The sequence below is a fragment of the Paraburkholderia sp. A1BS-2L genome (assembly GCF_051125205.1).
GTDB lineage: Bacteria > Pseudomonadota > Gammaproteobacteria > Burkholderiales > Burkholderiaceae > Paraburkholderia.
In genome coordinates this window covers 392,402-410,253 of the sequence record NZ_CP120430.1, presented here as the reverse complement: position 1 = coordinate 410,253, position 17,852 = coordinate 392,402, and the positions used below count along the sequence as shown (strand labels likewise).

At 63.9% G+C, this 17,852-nt stretch carries 17 protein-coding genes; 5 read left to right on the top strand and 12 right to left on the bottom strand.

What is annotated here, in order from left to right:
• Positions 1-139 precede the first annotated feature (139 nt).
• The gene (locus P5W98_RS26405; protein WP_421027701.1) at positions 140-1,477 is read left to right on the top strand and encodes an MFS transporter; all 1,338 of its coding nucleotides are present in this window, start codon (positions 140-142) and stop codon (positions 1,475-1,477) included.
• 107 nt (positions 1,478-1,584) lie between these two features.
• On the opposite strand, the gene P5W98_RS26400 is transcribed toward P5W98_RS26405, so the two are convergent.
• Positions 1,585-1,950, bottom strand: coding sequence for a BON domain-containing protein (locus tag P5W98_RS26400; protein ID WP_421027700.1), 366 nt, complete (start codon positions 1,948-1,950; stop codon positions 1,585-1,587).
• 94 nt (positions 1,951-2,044) lie between these two features.
• On the bottom strand, positions 2,045-3,271 hold the full coding sequence (locus tag P5W98_RS26395) for a porin (protein ID WP_421027699.1): 1,227 nt from the start codon (positions 3,269-3,271) through the stop codon (positions 2,045-2,047).
• Positions 3,272-3,643: 372 nt separating this feature from the next.
• Here P5W98_RS26395 and P5W98_RS26390 point away from each other — a divergent pair, with 372 nt between their 5' ends.
• Complete coding sequence (locus P5W98_RS26390; protein ID WP_421027698.1) at positions 3,644-4,783, top strand: acyl-CoA dehydrogenase family protein; 1,140 nt, start codon at positions 3,644-3,646, stop codon at positions 4,781-4,783.
• A 437-nt stretch (positions 4,784-5,220) separates the two neighbouring features.
• A complete protein-coding gene (locus P5W98_RS26385; protein ID WP_421027697.1) occupies positions 5,221-6,291 on the top strand; it encodes an MBL fold metallo-hydrolase in 1,071 nt (356 codons plus the stop codon).
• 122 nt (positions 6,292-6,413) lie between these two features.
• Here the strand turns inward: P5W98_RS26385 and P5W98_RS26380 are convergent, their stop codons facing one another.
• The 4 genes from P5W98_RS26380 to P5W98_RS26365 form a co-directional block, all read right to left on the bottom strand.
• Positions 6,414-7,397 carry an FAD:protein FMN transferase gene (locus P5W98_RS26380; protein ID WP_421027696.1) on the bottom strand — a complete coding sequence of 328 codons (984 nt, stop codon included), beginning with the start codon at positions 7,395-7,397 and terminating at the stop codon, positions 6,414-6,416.
• Positions 7,378-9,600, bottom strand: coding sequence for a PepSY domain-containing protein (locus tag P5W98_RS26375; protein ID WP_421027695.1), 2,223 nt, complete (start codon positions 9,598-9,600; stop codon positions 7,378-7,380). The genes P5W98_RS26380 and P5W98_RS26375 overlap by 20 nt, the downstream gene beginning before the upstream one ends.
• Positions 9,601-9,612: 12 nt before the next feature.
• Complete coding sequence (locus tag P5W98_RS26370; RefSeq protein ID WP_421027694.1) at positions 9,613-10,080, bottom strand: DUF2271 domain-containing protein; 468 nt, start codon at positions 10,078-10,080, stop codon at positions 9,613-9,615.
• 64 nt (positions 10,081-10,144) lie between these two features.
• Entirely contained in the window at positions 10,145-10,594 is a 450-nt protein-coding gene (locus P5W98_RS26365; protein WP_421028035.1) for a PepSY domain-containing protein, read from the bottom strand.
• A 143-nt stretch (positions 10,595-10,737) separates the two neighbouring features.
• On the opposite strand from P5W98_RS26365, the gene P5W98_RS26360 reads away from it, so the two are divergent.
• Together P5W98_RS26360 and P5W98_RS26355 are read left to right on the top strand one after the other, a co-directional pair.
• The gene (locus tag P5W98_RS26360; RefSeq protein WP_421027693.1) at positions 10,738-11,397 is read left to right on the top strand and encodes a response regulator; all 660 of its coding nucleotides are present in this window, start codon (positions 10,738-10,740) and stop codon (positions 11,395-11,397) included.
• Between the two features lie 2 nt (positions 11,398-11,399).
• Entirely contained in the window at positions 11,400-12,734 is a 1,335-nt protein-coding gene (locus P5W98_RS26355) for a sensor histidine kinase (protein ID WP_421027692.1), read from the top strand.
• A 126-nt stretch (positions 12,735-12,860) separates the two neighbouring features.
• Here P5W98_RS26355 and P5W98_RS26350 read toward each other — a convergent pair whose 3' ends face one another.
• The 6 genes from P5W98_RS26350 to P5W98_RS26325 form a co-directional block, all read right to left on the bottom strand.
• Positions 12,861-13,805: an electron transfer flavoprotein subunit alpha/FixB family protein gene (locus P5W98_RS26350; RefSeq protein ID WP_421027691.1), complete on the bottom strand. Its 945-nt coding sequence runs from the start codon at positions 13,803-13,805 to the stop codon at positions 12,861-12,863.
• Between the two features lie 10 nt (positions 13,806-13,815).
• Positions 13,816-14,565: an electron transfer flavoprotein subunit beta/FixA family protein gene (locus P5W98_RS26345; protein ID WP_421027690.1), complete on the bottom strand. Its 750-nt coding sequence runs from the start codon at positions 14,563-14,565 to the stop codon at positions 13,816-13,818.
• Between the two features lie 55 nt (positions 14,566-14,620).
• Positions 14,621-15,778: a CaiB/BaiF CoA transferase family protein gene (locus P5W98_RS26340; protein WP_421027689.1), complete on the bottom strand. Its 1,158-nt coding sequence runs from the start codon at positions 15,776-15,778 to the stop codon at positions 14,621-14,623.
• Positions 15,779-15,882: 104 nt separating this feature from the next.
• Positions 15,883-16,161: a hypothetical protein gene (locus P5W98_RS26335; RefSeq protein ID WP_421027688.1), complete on the bottom strand. Its 279-nt coding sequence runs from the start codon at positions 16,159-16,161 to the stop codon at positions 15,883-15,885.
• 272 nt (positions 16,162-16,433) lie between these two features.
• Complete coding sequence (locus P5W98_RS26330) at positions 16,434-17,264, bottom strand: ATP-dependent Clp protease proteolytic subunit (RefSeq protein WP_421073379.1); 831 nt, start codon at positions 17,262-17,264, stop codon at positions 16,434-16,436.
• Positions 17,265-17,404: 140 nt separating this feature from the next.
• A complete protein-coding gene (locus tag P5W98_RS26325) occupies positions 17,405-17,830 on the bottom strand; it encodes a MerR family transcriptional regulator (protein WP_421027686.1) in 426 nt (141 codons plus the stop codon).
• Positions 17,831-17,852 lie beyond the last annotated feature (22 nt).

Genomic DNA, 17,852 nt, shown 5'->3' with positions numbered 1-17,852 from the left:
CTGACTCAGGATTTCCCTGCCCACCCCGTGTGGGTGGTACCCGCCGTTTCCCGCCACCGTACCGTGATCGCATCCGGCCGTTCGAGCGGCAATCCCGGCGTTTTCCGCGCTATAACATCCGATGCCACCGAGGCTCTCGATGACCATTCACACTCGCTACAACCCGAAGTCCGCATGGATCATGACCGCGCTGCTGACCGCCCTCGCCATGATCAACTTCCTCGACAAGATCGTGATTGGCATGGTCGCCGTGCCATTGATCGCCGAATTGCATTTGTCTCCGGCGGAATTCGGTTTAGTGGCCGGCAGCTTCTTCTGGTTGTTCTCCGTATCGGCTATCCTGGTCGGCTTTCTCGCCAACCGTTTTCCCACGCGCTGGATTCTGCTTGCCATGGGCGTTAGCTGGGCCGTGCTGCAATTGCCCCAGGCATTCGCAAGCAGCGCCGTGGCGTTGCTTGTCTGCCGTGTGGTGCTGGGCGCTGCCGAGGGGCCGTCGTTTCCGACCTCGGTGCATGCGATCTTCAAGTGGTTCCCGGACCGGCACCGCAACCTGCCCGTGGCGATCATCAACCAGGGCGCGGCCATGGGCATGATCCTCGCGGGCCTGGCCATTCCGCTCATCACGAAACACTGGGGCTGGCGCATGAACTTCTTCCTGCTTACCGCCATCGGCGTGATGTGGAGTGTGCTATGGCTCTGCTTCGGGCGCGAAGGCACGCTCGACGACGCGCCGCGCGCGCCAGGCGCCGCAGCCGCCACAAAAGTCAAAACCAAAGCCGAAGCCGAAGCGGCCGGCGTGCCTGACGCGCAACGGCAGCCCTATCTCAGGATGCTCACCGATCGTTCCGTGCTGTGCGTCTTTCTGCTCTGCTTTGCGGCCTACTGGCTGCTGGGCCAGACCATCACGTGGCTTCCCACGTGGTTCGAAAAAGGGCTCGGCTTCAGTGGCGTTACGGCTGGCCGCTGCTTCGCGCTGGTGATCCTCGCCATTGCCATGGGCAATATCGGCTTGAGCTGGCTTTCGCAACGGATGCTCAATGGCGGCGCGACCTCGCGTCAGGCGCGCGTGCAACTGATCTGCGTAGCGATGATTGTCGCCGCACTGCTCCTGATCGCTCTCATGCTCGTCGATCTTTCCGCTGCGGCGAAGGTGGTGCTGTATGCCGTGGCCGGCGCGCTGCCCGCCGTCTGCCTCTCGGTTACGCCGGCTCTACTCGCGGAAATGGTGCCCACGGCTCAACGGGCTTCGATGGTGGCCATCAACACCGCCGTTGCGAGCCTTGGTGCAGCCATCAGCCCCGGTGTCATGGGACGCATCGTGCAGGCGTATGGCAGCGGGACCAGTCACGCCTATGAGATCGGTTTCGTCGTAGGCGCGGCCTTGATGATCGGGGTTTCGCTCTGCGCGCTCAGGTGGCTACACCCGGCGCGTGCGCAACACGCATTGAAGGACGCCGCGGCGGCTGTTACGGCTTGAGCCACAACCCGAGCGCCACGCATCAACTCATCGCCCCATAGAAATGGAGGGATGAACGTTCCCGTTCATCCCTCCATTCAGTTCACCTCACCACCGCTGAAACGCCCTTATATCGACGAGAGCGTAAGCGCATTCTTCACCTGCTTGACGCCCTGCACGCCTTCGGCCACCTTGGTCGCCAGCTCGGCCTGCGATTGCTCGGGCACCTGGCCTTCGAGCGTCACGATGCCGTTGCGCGCGCGCACCGAAATCGTGGATACACGCAGGCCTTTGGTCTTGCTCAGCGCGCGCATCACGGCCTTCTGCAACGCGCGGTCGGCAGCCTTTGCGGCCTTGGCATCGCTGACGGCCCCTGCTCCCGAAGCGGGCCCCGTCGCCGGGGACGCGGTGTCGCCGTCTTGCGCATTGGCGCCAATCGACGTCAGCGCGATTAAAAATCCCGCAACCAGATATTTCATATGATTTGTCTTCATTGTTGTCCTCCATTGTCGTTGGGTCCGGCAACGCGCATCTCGGCAGGTGGCGCGCGGCATCGCGTGAAGCATGCCGCGCGCGTCAGCCGCCGTATCAGAACCGGTGTGTCATGCCCATCAAGGCGAGCACCTGCTTCGAGCCGCTCGCGGCCGCGATCGTGGGCCAGCTCACATTCGCGATGCCGTTGTTCTTTATGTATCCGGCGCGCATGTACACGCTCGTGCGCTTGGACAAGAAGTGTTCCGCGCCGATCTCGAAGCCGGGCGTGTTGTCGTCCACGCCTCGCACGTTGCGGTAAATTCCGGCGATCTCGATCACGTCGACCGGCGTGGCCTGAATGGTCGCGCCCGCCTCCATGATGCTGTACGGATGGACCAGCGCGGCAAGCGGCGCGATCGTGCCCACGCCTGGCGCGGTGACGCGGGAGCCGGCCGGCGGATCGCTCGGGCTGTTGTAGCTGTAGTTGAACTGCAGGTTCACGATGCCGATGCGATACGCGATGGCTGCGGAATAGTGCGCGGTCGAGACGAGATCGAAGGTGCTCGCGGGCAGCGGCTGGCCGGCCAGCGGCGTGCCGGCCGGGAACGTCCCAAGCGAAGCGGTTTCCTGGCCGCCGTGCTGGAACTGGTAGCCAAGGCCGACGAAGAGCCCGTATCCGGAATACGTGGCCGCGAGGTCGAGCATGTTGCCGGTTCGCATCACAATCGGCTGCGTCACCGTGGTGGCGAGCCCGTACATGCCGTAGAAGCGCAACCCGCGCCAATCCGGCGACTGATAGACGATCGAATTGCTGGTGCGGCCCGTCACGTATTGCGTGGCGAGCGTCGCCCGGTCGCGCGCGCCAGCGAGGACGACGGCCGAGATCGGCGAAATGAGCTCGTTGGCGCGGAACGGATCAGACGGATAGATCGCGATGAAGCTCGGCTGATATTGCCGGCCGAACGTAAGCTGCCCCCAGGCGTCGTCCTTGAGCCCGATCCACGACTGACGATAGAACAGCGCTGTCGAGTCGGCAAAGAACGTCCCGTTGTTGACGTTGAAGCCATTTTCCACATCGAAGATGGCTTTCAGGCCGCCGCCGAGATCTTCGGTGCCTTTGAGCCCGAACATCGACAGGTTCTGGCCGCCGCTTCGCTCCGAGTATGTATGACTGCCCGGCACATAGGCCGTGCCGGGGCCGCCTTTGGTGCCGGAGCCGTTCATCGAGTACTGCACGAACGCATCGACGACGCCGTACAGCGTCACGCTCGACTGTGCCGATGCGCTGCCCGCCGCCAGTATCAGCGCAGCGCCGTAAATGCTCCTGGTTACAAACCGCATGCACGTCTCCTCATTATGTTTGCCGCATCCAGTGGACGCGGAATGTCAAACCTGGCCAGTGCAGCCCCCTCCCACGGCTCGTCGGCCTGTCCGAATGAATTGGTCGGTTTCCTCATGGTGCCGGTGACGGGCAGCGATACACCTCCCCACCCGGAGTGGGACGGGAATACCCCGATAAACGCGTGCGAAACGGCGTGCGTGCTTGATATGAAGGACCCCGCACCCTTCTCGGGCGCGCACTCCCCCCCTTGCGCGGGTGGTGCCTGGGCCGATTGAGAGTCTCTATTCTTGGCTCATGGGGTTCGAGCCGGGCAGGCAGGCGGCTGCGCCCCCGCGCGAACGAACGCTGGCCCAATCTTCAGGACATCCGCAATGCACATTACCCGTACCGTTTTTCGTGACGATCATGAAATGCTGCGCACCACTGCGCGCCGCTTTCTGGAAAAGGAATGCCTGCCGAAACAGGCTGAATGGGACAAGGCCGGCAAGGTCGACCGCGAAACGTGGCTGAAGGCCGGCCGCGAGGGCCTGCTGTGCCTGACGCTGCCCACCGAGTACGGCGGTGGCGGCGGCGACTACGGCCATGCCGCAGTCATGAACGAGGAAGTCAACCGGCTCAACCTCTCCGGGCTCGGCTTTGGCGTGCACTCGGACATCATCGCCCCGTACATCGCGCGCATCGGCAACGAGGAGCAGAAGCAGAAGTGGCTTCCCGGCTGTTGCAGCGGCGAAACCATTCTCGCGATCGCCATGACCGAGCCCGGCACTGGCAGTGACCTGAAAGCGGTCCGCACGACCGCGATCCGCGATGGCGACGAATACGTCATCAATGGCAGCAAGACCTTCATCAGCAACGGCCTGAACGCCGACCTGATCATCGTCGTTTGCAAGACCGATCCCAACGCCGGCGCGAAAGGTGTGAGCCTGATCGTGGTGGAAGGGAACCGCGCGGGCTTCCGCCGTGGACGCAAGCTCGAAAAGGTAGGCCAGCATGCGCAGGACACGGCCGAGCTCTTCTTCGATGACGTGCGCGTGCCGGTCTCGAACCGTCTCGGCGAAGAAGGCATGGGCTTCGCCTATCTGATGGGCGAGCTGCCGCAGGAGCGTCTGTCGATTGCGATCGGCGCGGCCGCGCGCCTCGAAGCGAGCCTCGAGCACACGATCCACTACGTGAAGGACCGTCGCGCGTTCAACCAGACCGTGTGGGACTTCCAGAACACCAAATTCAAGCTGGCCGACATCAAGGCCCAGGCCATCGCCGTGCGCCTCATGGTCGATCACTATCTGGCCGAGCATATGAGCCGCCGCCTCACCCTCGAAGAAGCAGCCGTGGCCAAGCTCTTTGCCACGGAAACGCTCGGCAAGGCGCTCGACGAGATGGTGCAGTTGCACGGCGGCTACGGCTACATGCTCGAATATCACGTGGCCCGCGCGTTCGCCGACGCCCGTGTCACCCGCATCTATGGCGGCACGAGCGAAGTGATGCGCGACCTCATCTCACGCAAGCTCTGATTCAAAATGTCTGCATAACTGATCAAGTAGGCAGCGCATGGGCCGGAATGTTTTCGTTGCCGGCGGGATGATTCCGTTCAGGAAGCCGGGCGCCAGCGAAACCAGCGACGCGATGGGCGCAGCAGCCGCTGGCCTATGCGGCGCTCAACATGCCCGGCATGATTGCGCACGGCATGCTCACGATGGCGTGGCCCTGCCGCGGAGGCACGACCGAGTCGAACGCCCTCCACGCACAGACGATTGCCGTGGCCGGCAACGTGCAGTAAAGTTTCGGCGCGCTTCCACGCCTTCTGGCGCGACGCGGTTCGCGACCCGTGGCGGTGAACCGGCCCGTGCAAGGATGTTCCCGCGTTCTTGCACGGGCCGTTCTCGTGATGTCTGCCGGCTTGTTGCGGGACGCTCCAGATCGATGCGCGTACAACCATCATGACCATGCGATGAACGACGATACCGCTTCGCCCACGGCGCCCGGCGCCCTCGTCTATCCGTTCGACGCTCCGCCCGCGCCGGGCGGCACGCTCGAAGTCGCGCCCGGCGTGCACTGGATCCGCATGCCGATGCCTTACGAGCTCGATCACATCAATGTCTGGGCGATCGCGGAGGATGGCGGGTGGGCCGTGGTCGACACCGGCTTGCGCACCGACCCCGCCGCTGCCATCTGGAACGAGTGGCTCCAGCGCAGCGGCGAGCGACGCCGTGTGACGCGTGTGTTCGTCACGCACATGCATCCTGACCACGTGGGCATGGCCGGGTGGCTCACGCGCACGAACGACTGCCGCCTCTGGATGACGCGCGGCGAGTACTACAACTGCAGAGTGACGATGGCCGACACAGGCCTCGAAGCGCCCGACGACGCGATCCGCTTTTATCGGCAAGCGGGATGGAGCAATCGCGCGATCGATCTCTATCGGGCGCGCTTTGGCCGCTTCGGCCAGCATGTTCACGCGCTGCCGGCGAGCTTCCGGCGCCTTCGCGACGGTGAGGAAATCAGAATCGGCGCGCATGTCTGGCGCGTGATCACGGGCTCAGGGCACTCGCCCGAACATGCGTGTTTTTACTGCCCCGAACTCAATCTCGTGATTTCGGGCGACCAGGTGTTGCCTCGCATTTCATCGAACGTTTCGGTATATCCCATCGAGCCGGACGCCGACCCGATGGCCGACTGGTTTGCGTCGATCGAAAAGTTCAAGGCGCACGTGCCTGACGATGTGCTGGTGCTGCCGGCGCATAACGACTGTTTTCGCGGCTTGCATGCGCGGCTCGATCGGCTGGAGCGTGGGCAGCAACGCAGTCTCGAACGGTTGCGGCGCAGCCTGACGGAGCCCAGGCGCGCGGTGGATGTCTTCCCGACGCTGTTCGCGCGGCCGATTGGCGAAGCGCAGATCGGCGAGATGGGCCTGGCAACGGGTGAGAGTTTTGCTTGCCTGAACTACTTGATGCACCGCGGGGAGGTGACGAGAGAGCTGCGCGACGATGGCGCGATGTGGTATGCGATGGCGGGGCGATAAAAATCCGGACTTCGGCGTTGCAAGTGGAACATCGCCCCCGTCCGCTAACGGCACGTCGTACGCAATCAGGACCGGACGCGCGCCTGAAACTTTCGACGCCGGCATGACATCCGCGCCGTCAATCAGGCGGCTGGCTGCATTTCCAGAAAGCAGCCGGTGCCGATTCCGCGAAACGCGTCGCCGTCGCGCACGATGAAGAACGCGTCGAGGTTGTGCCGCCGGGCAAAATCGCTTCCAGCCTCTATGCCCAGGACCATCAACGCCGTCGCATAAGCGTCCGCATCCATGCAAGTAGGCGCGATGACGGTGACCGACGCGATCTCGCCGCACAGCGGCAAGCCGGCGCGCGGGTCCATCGTATGCGAGACACGCGTGCCACCGACGTTTCTCCAATGCCGATAGTCGCCTGACGTCGCCACGGCCGCATCGCCCAGCTCGATCACGCTGAATATATCGCGCCGCTCGTCATCGGGCGCCTCCACGGCGATTGCCCACGCAGACCCGTCGGCCTTCCGGCCGCGGGAGCGCATCTCGCCATCTATACCGACGAGCCAGGCGCCGATACGATGCCGATCGAGCACGCGTGCGAGCTCGTCCACGCCGAATCCCTTAGCGATGCCACACAGATCGAACGCGACGCTCGCACGCTTTCGGGCATGGCCGTGCTGCACATCGACCTCGAGCAGATCGCCGACGGGAAGCAGTGGCGCTGCGCCACGGGCATCTCCATGGTCGGCGTGAAGCGGCGACGCCGGACCAAAGCCCCATGCCTGGACCAGTTCGCCTATGCCGATGTTGAATGCGTTATCCGTTTCACGACCGATTTCCAGCGCACGAACCAGCACTGCGGCGAGATTGGCCGAAACGGGCACCCAACAGCCCGGCTCTGCCCGATTCAGCCGCGACAGATTCGAGTCCGTCTTCCAGTTCGACATCTGCTCGTCCACTGCGCTGACTGCCGCATCGAGTTCTGCCGCGAGCGTTTTCAGGTCCGTGTGCAAGGGCGCGTAGAACTGCACATCATAGCGAGTCCCCATCGTCGCTCCGCTGACGCGGCATCGGTTCAGCAGCGAGCCCGGCGACCATTCAATAGACATCTTCGACATAGCGTCCCTGCTCTCTCAGTTGTGAAACGGACAAATCGGAACCGTCCAGAATTCGTTCCCACGCGTGTGCGACGCCCTGGGCCATCGCGCGCCCGCCGCACACCACGATCTGCGCGCCCTGGGCGATGAGATCAAGGAGATGCTGCGCGTCGTCGATGAGGCGGTCCTGCACGTATGCCCGCCGTTCCGCGCGCGAGAAGGCTGTCTTCAACGCGTACAGCCGCCGGTCGCGAATGAGACCGGGGAATTCGTCACGATAGAGGAAGCCGTCGTCCTCGTCGCGTGCGCCGAAGTACAGGTACATCGGACGGCAACGGGCGTTGTGGCGCGCAAAGCCGATCAGGGGGCCAATGCCGGTACCGGCGCCGATCAGGATCACGGGCGTGCTGCCCTCGCCTGGCCGAAACTGCGGGTGCGGGCGGAAAAATGCTTCGATCGTCTGCCCCGGGCTCAGACCGGTCAGATAGTTCGAGCACACGCCGTGGGGATGGCGTCGCACGCAGATCTCAACGACGGCGTCCGACGATGCGCTCGCAAGCGAGTAGTAGCGCGGCGCCGCTTCGCCCGGCGGCACGATGCCAAGAAGATCGCCCGTTTCGAATGTCGGTAGCCTGGGCCTCCCGAGCATCGCCCGCGGCATCGAGGTGCATGCCGGGCGCACAAAGCGCAGCACCGATGTCGCCGTTTGCGGGTCCATGCCGTAATCCTCGCGAGCAATCAGTTCGAGCAGTATCGTGCGCGGCAGCGAAGGCGTGTAGTGGATATCGAGGTCGACAGCGAGCGCGTCACCGAGACGCGCACACCACGAGCGAAACTCGGACTCGGATTGCCGGTCCACCATGCCCATCTCGAGCAGTTCATCGAGGCCCTTCGCAGCGAATGCGTCCTGAACCGTCCGCGCATATCCGCAGAATTGGGGAAACTGTCGATCGCCAAATCCAAGCACTGCAAACGAAATATCGTGCATTCCGTAGAACTGCGAAAATTTTGACAGAAACTGCGCGGCACTCGCTGGCGCACCGCCATCGCCGTAGGTGGCCGTGAGCACGAGAAGGCGCTTTGCAGCGCGATAAGTATTCGACACGTCGTTCATCGCCGAAACGTGCACGCGCAATCCTGCTTGTGTCAATGCTCGATGCAAAGCCAGCGCAAAGCGCCATGTGCTGTTGCCTTCGCTACCGACCAGCAGCACGGTGTCCGCCTCCCGAGCCGACACGGCTCCGGCAAACCGGGGCATCGCACGCCGCCGGCGCGCCCAGAGCATGACGCCTGTCACCGCAAGCAGGGGTACAGACAGCGACGACGCGCCGAGAATGAGTCCGAGCCACCACAATCCCTGCCCCGTATGCAGCATCCGCACCAGCCCGTGCAGGCGTTGCCACCCATCCGCAGCGTGCCAGACGAGCCATTTACCCGAGAATCGATCGACCTGGCCCGCCCCTCGCGTCGTCGCGACTGCGATGGCGTCATCCGGTTCGGCTGGCGCAGCAAGCGTCAGTTCGCGCAGCGTGGACACGTCGATGGCCTTGAGCGCTGCGAGCCGCCCGAGTGACGGCGGCTGCGTGCCTACGATACGCGCCGGCGCGACGAGCCCGGGACTCGTCGAGCCCCCCTCGGAGATCACACCAAACGTAGTCAACGACAGCACGAGCCCGGTCAGGGACGAAAGCGTCAATCCCGCAAGGGCGACTCGCGCCGTTTCGTTGTGCAGGCGCTGCAAAGCATCGCCTCGAATCCGTCCACCCAGATGTTTCCATCCGCCCATTCGGCGCGCCAGCAGGGCGAGGCCAGACAACCCGACGAACAGCATCGCGGCGGATGCTACGCCCGTGGCAATCCGGCCGGCGTCACCGAGCAATAGCTTGCGATGCAGGTTCGTGAGCCAGCGGACTGCGGGCGACGGCTGGTAGGGGCCGATGGCGCGGCCCGTCGACGGGTCGATGACCGACGCTTGCGGCTCGCCGTCGAGTTCGTGATAGGCGACGAATTCTCCCGACGGCCGCCGCACGAGCCTGGTGAGCCCCTTCACGTGCGAGCTTGTGCGCTCGGCGAGTGTCGCCACATCCATTGGCGCATGTGCCGTGCCGGCGACGTTGGCACGCTCGAGCGCGGGAATCACCGACAGTGCCGCGCCCGTCAACGTGATCACCGTGAACAGCAGCGCCGCGATCAGACCGGGAATCGAATGAAGTTTGCGCAGCACCTTCTCTCTCCATCAGAGCGAATAGCGGAACGTCTTCACGTAGCCACGCCCTTTCGTTGCCGTGCCCGCCCCCGATCTGGTCAGCGGCACGATGACTTCGGACGGGTTGGCATTCATATCCTCGACCGCCGTGTCAATGCGAATCTGATAGCCGGCATCGAGCAGTGCGTCGGACAGGTCGAGTGTCGCGCGCAGCGTCTTGCCTGAGCCGACGCTGGCGCCCGTGATCCCGTCCAGGCGCGCTGTTCCTCCCGTGGCGCGATGCCAATCGCCGAGATGCCTGTAGTATTTGGCTTCGCGGCCCGCCATCCAGAGCGTTCCCTGATAGCGGCCCGCCTGGTCGGTGACGTACATCACGACATACGCACCGTCGCCGCCGTAGTTGGTGAGTTGGGTTTCGAACGTGACCTGGCGGGCGAACGCCGGCAACGGTGCGGCCAGCGCGCCTGCGAGCGCAGCAATCGGCAATGTCTGTTTCATTGGTGACCTCCTGGTTATGGCGGCGGTTGACATGAGTAAACGTCTTTCCGCAGCCTGTCCTGGCTTAACGAATTTGCACGTCGGGCTTCGATCCGGGCGTCAATAATCCGCCGCTTGGCGCACCAGCCGACGGCGGCGCTGCAACGGCACTGGCTGCACTGTCGGGTGTCTCGCGGCGCTGACGATGTTTGTCGTCGTCATGCCCTTTGCCCTCGTCGTCGTGATCGCCTTCGCGCTTGATGCGAACCACGTCAAGCGTGACGGGGTCGAGCTTCGCCTTGAATCGTCGACCGTCGGCGTCGGAGCCTTTGATCTGGTAGCAGCCGTCGTCGACCTTCAGCTTGTCGATGTGCCAGCGTTTTTGCCCTGCCATTGCGTAGACGGCATCGACCGGCTTCCAGTCGGCAAGCAGCTTGCTGCAACTTTCGCCTGCCGAAGCAGCGCCAATGCCGGCCGCGCTGCCAAGTACGAAAAATGCCAGGGCGCAGCGTTTCGCAAATCGGGAACGATTCATTGCATGACCTCTCTCGTTCGGGTAGTTGCGCTCTACGATGCCTGCTGAACCTGAAGTGAAGCTTGCAGACATGCAGAATTTCCGTCATGTTCGCTTCAGGTTGACGTGGCAAAATCGTCGAGGACGTTTACCAGGGCTATTCCATGAGAGTTCTGCTTGTCGAGGATGACCGGTGGCTCGGAGAAGCTGTACGCGACCAGATCGAAAAGGATGGTCACCCGACCGATTTCGTCGGCACGCTGGCCGACGCACGCCGCCATCTGGTGGCCGCGAACTACGACCTGGTCCTGCTCGATTTACTGCTTCCGGACGGCCGTGGGCTTGATTTTCTGCGCGAGCTGCGGGCGGCGGGCTCAACGGTGTCGGTCATCATCCTCACTGCGCTCGACCAGGTGGCGAATCGGATCGCCGGGCTTAACGCCGGCGCGGACGACTATCTCGTGAAGCCCTTCGATCTTGCCGAGCTGTCGGCTCGGGTGAATGCGGTCGCGCGCCGATACGCGGGCAATCCGAATCCGCTGGTGAAACTCGGCGACCTGCGCATCGATACGGCTACACGCAACGTGATGCGTGAAGGCGTGCGCATCGACCTGACCGCGAGCGAATGGGCAATACTGGAAGCACTGATCCAGCGTCGTGGCGTGATCGTGTCGAAATCGCAGCTCGAAGGAAGTCTGTATTCATTCAACGACGAAATCGGAAGCAACACGATCGAGGTACATATGAGCCGCTTGCGCAAGAAGCTCGGCGCCGAATTGATCGAGACCGTGCGCGGCCTCGGTTATCGCCTCAAGCAGGAATAGCGATGCTGAAAAGCCTTCAGGGCCGCCTCGCCTGCGCGCTCGTGACGGGGCTCGTCGGGTTGTCGCTTGCCGCTGCGGGCGCTGCGTTTCACGTGCTGAGCAAGGAAATCGACCGCATGTCGGACAGCGCGCTGCAGGAAACCGCACAACGTCTGCTGCCGCTCGCGGTCGTGGATATTCTCGGGCGCGACTCCGATGGCGACGAGAACCACCGCACCGCTGCGGTGCGCCCGCACGTCGAACTGCTCACTTACGTCGTGCGCGACGGAACGGGCAAGACACTGCTGCGCTCGCACGACGCAGACGAAACGGTTTTCCCTCCGAACCTGAAGGCCGGGTTCGTCTCGACCGCAACGCATCGCGTCTACGCGGAAACCGGGCTGCAGGGCACGATGTCGCTGCTGGTGGCCGAACCGCTCACGGCGCGACGTCACGCTCAAATCAAGGCCGCGCTGGCGGTCGGCAGAGCCGTTGCGGTATTCCTGCCGCTCGGCCTCATTGGCATCTGGCTGATCGTGCGCACGGGGCTCACACCGATACGCCGGTTCTGCCGCAGCATCGCGGCACGCGGCCAGAACGACTTGTCACCGCTCGACAGGCGTGCGCTGCCCACCGAGATCGTCCCGGTTGCAAGCGCTGTCAACGATCTGATGGCACGCCTCGAGCGCGCACTGGCCGCCGAACGCAGCATCACTGCGAACAGCGCGCATGAGCTTCGTACGCCGATTGCTGCCGCCCTCGCGCAGACTCAACGTTTGATCGCCGAAGCACCGTCGGCAGCGCTGCGTGAGCGCGCCCTCAATGTGGAAAGCGCGTTGCACGCCTTGTCGCGAATCAGCGAGAAGCTGATGCAGCTTGCAAGAGCCGAGGACGGGCGCGTGCTCGCGGACACGCCGCAGGACTTGCGGCCCATCGTCTCACTCGTCGTCGACGACTTTCGACGCGGCGTGCGGGCGAACGCAATCGTGCTCGACCTGCCGGTGCATCCGCTGCGCTCACGAATCGATCCGGACGCGTTCGCGATCGTCGCGCGCAATCTGATCGAGAACGCGCTGAAGTACGGCGCGCAGGAAGAATCCATACGGGTGTCGCTGTCGTCCGATGGCACGTTCAGCGTGGCGAATCGTGGACCTGTAATACAAGGCGACACGCTGGAACGTTTGACTACGCCCTTCGAGCGTGGCGCAGCGGTGGCGAAAGGCAGCGGGCTAGGGCTGGCGATCGTCGATGCCATTGTGAAAGCCGCAGGCGCGACGCTCACGCTGCGCTCGCCCGCACCGGAATGGCCAGACGGCTTTCAGGTGGAGATCAAAGGACTGACGCTCGGGCTAAGTTAGCGAGAGCGCTGCGCGACGATGGCGCGACGTGGCATGCAAAGGCAGGGCGATAAAAGCACAAGGCCGGCACGCCTGAAGAGCGCGCCGGCCAGTTTCACGAAGCCATTGCACGAAGCAGGCGGAACCTTATATCGCGGCGATCAACTCGGGCACCGCCGAGAAAAGATCGGCCTCGAGCCCATAATCAGCAACGCTAAATATCGGTGCTTCACCATCCTTGTTGATGGCGACGATCACCTTGGAATCCTTCATCCCCGCAAGGTGCTGGATCGCCCCCGAAATGCCGCATGCCACATAAAGCTCGGGCGCGACGATCTTGCCGGTCTGCCCGACCTGCCAGTCGTTCGGCGCAAAGCCCGCATCCACTGCCGCGCGCGATGCGCCAAGCGCCGCGCCCAGCTTGTCGGCAAGCGGAGTGAGCACTTCGTTGAACCGCTCGCTGCTGCCCATGGCGCGGCCGCCGCTCACGATGATGCGGGCATCGGCAAGCTCCGGACGGTCGCTCCTCGCAACCACGCGCCCGACAAAGCTCGCAAGGCCCGTATCCGCCACGGCAGCCACCTGCTCCACCGCTGCCGCGCCGCCTTGCGAGGCCGCGCTTTCGAATGCAGTCGCACGGACCGTCACGACCTTCACGGCATCGCTGCTTTGCACCGTAACAATCACGTTGCCCGCATAGATCGGCCGCTCGAAGGTATCGGCGCTCACGACGCGCGTGATGTCCGAGACCTGGGCGACGTCGAGCAGCGCGGCCACACGCGGAGCGACGTTCTTGCCCGTGCTCGTCGAAGCAAACAGGATGTGGCCGTAAGCCGGCGCGAGCGCCACCACCTGCGCCGCGAGATTCTCGGCGAGCGCCTCGGCCAGATGCGGCGCGTCAGCGTGCAGCACGCGCGCGACACCCGCGATGCCCGCAGCGGCCTGCACCGCGCCGCCGGCGTTGTGGCCGGCAACCAGCAGATGAACTTCGGCGCCGCATTGCCACGCGGCGGTCACAGCGTTGAGCGTTGCGTTCCTGATTGAAACGTGATCGTGTTCGGCCACGACCAGCACTTTGCCTTGCGCAGTCATTGCAGTTCCCTCAAATTACCTTGGCTTCGTTCTTCAGTTTTGCGATCAGCGTGGCCACGTCGGGCACCTTCACGCCCGCGCTGCGCCCGGCGGGCTCCGTGCTCTTGAGCGTCTTCAGGCGCGGCTCGACGTCCACGCCCAGTTGCTCGGGCGTTACCGTGTCCAGCGGCTTTTTCTTTGCCTTCATGATGTTCGGGAGCGTGGCATAGCGCGGCTCGTTCAGGCGCAAATCGGTCGTGACGATGGCCGGCAGCGCGAGCTTGACAGTTTCGAGGCCGCCGTCGATTTCCCGCGTGACCACGGCCTGGCTATCGGCGATCTCGACCTTGCTGGCGAACGTGGCCTGACCCGCACCCATCAGCGCGGCAAGCATCTGCCCGGTCTGGTTGCAATCGTCGTCGATTGCCTGCTTGCCGAGAATCACGAGCTGCGGCTGCTCCTTGTCGATCAATGCCTTGAGCAGCTTGGCCACGGCCAGCGGCTGCAACTCGGCATCCGATTCGATCAGCACGCCGCGGTCGGCGCCGATCGCCATGGCGGTTCTCAGCACTTCCTGGCAAGCGCTCGCGCCGCACGAAACGACAACGACCTCGGTCGCCACGCCCTTCTCTTTCAGGCGCACAGCTTCCTCAACGGCGATCTCGTCGAACGGATTGATGCTCATTTTGACGTTCGCGAGATCGACGCCCGTGCCATCCGATTTGACCCGGACCTTGACGTTGAAATCAACGACCCGTTTGACTGCTACCAACACCTTCATGTTTGTCTCCAAAAATTCATTTCCCGGTCCTTACTATCTAGCGAAGCGCCGGCGCTCAGGCGTTGCAGCCCAAGCCCTTCTCGCCCAGGCGCGCCACCGCATCGTCGTCGAAGCCCCAGGCGCGCAGCGCTTCGCGGCCGCCCTCGCCGCGCGCGGGCGCGGGTGCGGAAAGCTTCGACGGCGTGGCGGAAAAGCGCGGTGCGGGCGCGGGCTGGACCACGCCAGCCGACTCCACGAAGCTTCCGCGCGCACGGTGATGCGGGTGATGCGGCGCTTCCGAGAAGTCGAGAACCGGCGCGACGCACGCATCGCTGCCTTCGAAAACGGCGCTCCATTCGTCGCGCGTGCGGGTCAGGAACACGGCTGCGAAGCGCTCGCGCAGGATCGGCCAGCCACGGCGGTCATGCTGCTTCGGCAGGTCTTCGCCGGCGAGCCCGAGCTTGTCGAGCAACTGCGCGTAGAAGCGCGCCTCCACGGCGCCAACCGACATGTAGCGGCCGTCGAGCGTGCGGTAGCTGTCGTACCAGGGCGTTCCGCCGTCGAGCAGATTGCTGCCGCGCTCCTCGCGCCAATGGCCGGAGCCGAGCAGGCCCCAGATCACGGAGCCCAGTTGCGCGGCGCCCTCGATCATGGCGGCGTCCACGACCTGGCCTTCGCCGCCGCGCTGCACGTTCAGCAATGCGGCCACCACGCCGAGCGCCAGCAGCATACCGCCACCGCCATAGTCGCCCACCAGATTCAGCGGCGGCACCGGCGCGCTGTCCGCGCTGCGGCCGATGCCCGAGAGCACGCCCGAGAGCGCGATGTAGTTCAGATCGTGGCCCGCGCGCGCGGCGAGCGGCCCGGTCTGCCCCCAGCCCGTCATGCGGCCGTAGACGAGCCGCGGATTGCGCGCGAGTCCCTGCTGCGGCCCGAGGCCGAGGCGCTCCATCGTGCCCGGCCGGAAGCCTTCGATCACCACGTCGGCGCGCGACATCAGGTCGAGCGCGGCTTCGCAGGCCTGCGGGTCCTTGAGATCGAGCGTGACGGAGCGCCGGCCACGGCCCACGACGTTGATGAGCTTGCCCTCGCGTTTCGGGCCGAGGTCGTCCGGCGCGACGGGCCGGTCGATGCGCATGACGTCGGCGCCCATGTCGGCCAGCATCATCACCGCGAATGGGGCGGGGCCAATCGCCTCGAATTCGAGTACGCGAATTCCGCTCAGCACACCCATTGTTTGTCTCCGTTATGTTTGGACTTGTCTGGCGATTGCCGCCGTCACGAGCAATCGCTACACCCACTCAAGTAAGCCAGTTGGAGGCATGCGCGTGCCCCCCCTTATTGGGTGGCGCAAAGGGCGGGCTGCGGGTAGCCGCCGCCCATCGCCGGACGCGTAAACGGCGGAGGAAACACGCACCACGAGCCGTCGTGGTGCCGGAAGAACACGATGGCGTAGCCGCCGGACGGCCTCGCGGTCTCGACGCGCACGCAGCGCCACGGCGTCGAGCGGCATGGCTGAACGCGGGTCAGCACGACCTCGGCTGCGGGTTCCGGCGCCAGCCACTTCTCGATTGCCGCGCGCAACGACCTTCCATGCGCCCCTTTGTGACTCGCCATCGCTTATCTCCCGCCCTGCTCCGTTCATGAGCCTGCATGCAGCGAATCGCCGATGCACACTTGCCAGACATGAGCATAGTGACCGCGCGAGCCCCTCCACCCCCCTGCAAATGGGGGGCTGTAGCACGCAGCGATCTCCTTGAGGGAACAGACGGCATTGCTAGCCAGATCATCGGGAAGGGAAAGCCACAGCGCTGCACACCAATATCGTGCGAGCGAAAAGCAAGTGCGAGTCGCTGATTGCCGCGTGCCTCAGGGCCGTGATGATCCTGCTATTTCTCGGCCGCTGGCGCGCTACGCTCATGAATTCGCTTTAGCTCGTCGATGCGAAGACGATAGCTTCTGAGCAGACAAGCTTTATCGCTACACACATTGCGGGAATTTCGAAGCCATGCTCGTTGTTCCGCCCGCAATTGCGCCTTGTTAGATGATGCTTTTAGTTTTTGATTATAGGTTTCTGCCAATATGCTATCGAGGCGGGTAAGCTCCGCATCCCCGCAAATAAGCCGCGCTTGAACGGATATCAGCGTGTTGCAATCAAGACTTCGCGCTAGGGCCGTCTTCGCCGCGGATTGGGTTTCCAGCAGTCCCGGCCTGCAGAGCCCCTGCAGCGACTTGCAGGCGATATCGCGTCCGACCCATGCCATGTCTTGTGCGCCGTATTGCTTGACGAAACGATTGATGGCGGCCTGGCTGACGCCCCTTTGCATGGCGTTTGCCGCGATTATTTCGTTGCAAAGCGAGTCGGTGGCGTAGTTTCTCTTATCGCGCCGGTAGCAACTGTGGAAACCGAGCCGCCCCGTACCCACTACGCTTCGGCGCTCTCCTGAAGCGAACAGGATGGAAGCGCAAGCAGATGCGCACCTGGCATTATCTGGAACCAGGGTATAGACGCGGACTTTATCCATCGCATCGACGATTCGGAAAGCAGCCTCGACGTTTCCGCCGGGACTATTTAAAACAAGAATGACGAGTCCTTCGTCGTCACGGTCGGCCAATTTTGCGGCCGCCAGAAACCTCTTTGCATCGCCGTCCTGAATCTTCCCCTCGCCGATCACCATTTTCAGCTTGAGCTGTGGCTGGGTGGCAATCTTGAAGTCCATCCCTGGCGCGGCACCTGGAAACATCAGAATGACGAAACAAAACCAGCACGATAACCGCAGGATCCAGCGTTGTGCCGCCGCATCTCCCGCTGTTGGGTGCCCGGTGTTCGTCGATGGGTAATGCATGCGTCGTGCGAAATTCAACCGCGCTTCGTTCGGGGCCGCTTCGCCGGAGCAGACGCCGGCGCTTCGAACCGCTCCATCTTGACGCAGCGCCCAGCCGCCCATTCGGCCTGCAGCGCCTTGCGCACGTCCAGCAGCGCCGTGCGCTGTTCGTCGAGCCGCGTACGCAGCGCATCGATCTCCTGCAGACGCTGCTCGATGCGCCCGAGCAGCGCCTCCTTCGAGAAGCCCTGCATTTGCTCGACCGCCGCGCGCATGTCCTCCAGCGAGAAACCCAGCCGCTGCGCCAGTTGAATCTGCCTGAGCCGCTCCTCGGCCGCTTCGTCGTAAATGCGATAGCCGTTCGCGCCACGGTGCGCCGGCGGCAGCAGGCCGCTCTGTTCGTAGAAGCGGATGGCCGAGGCAGCCAAGCCCATGCGCGCCGCCAATTCGCCGATCTTCATGGTGCTTGACCTTCAAGTGAAC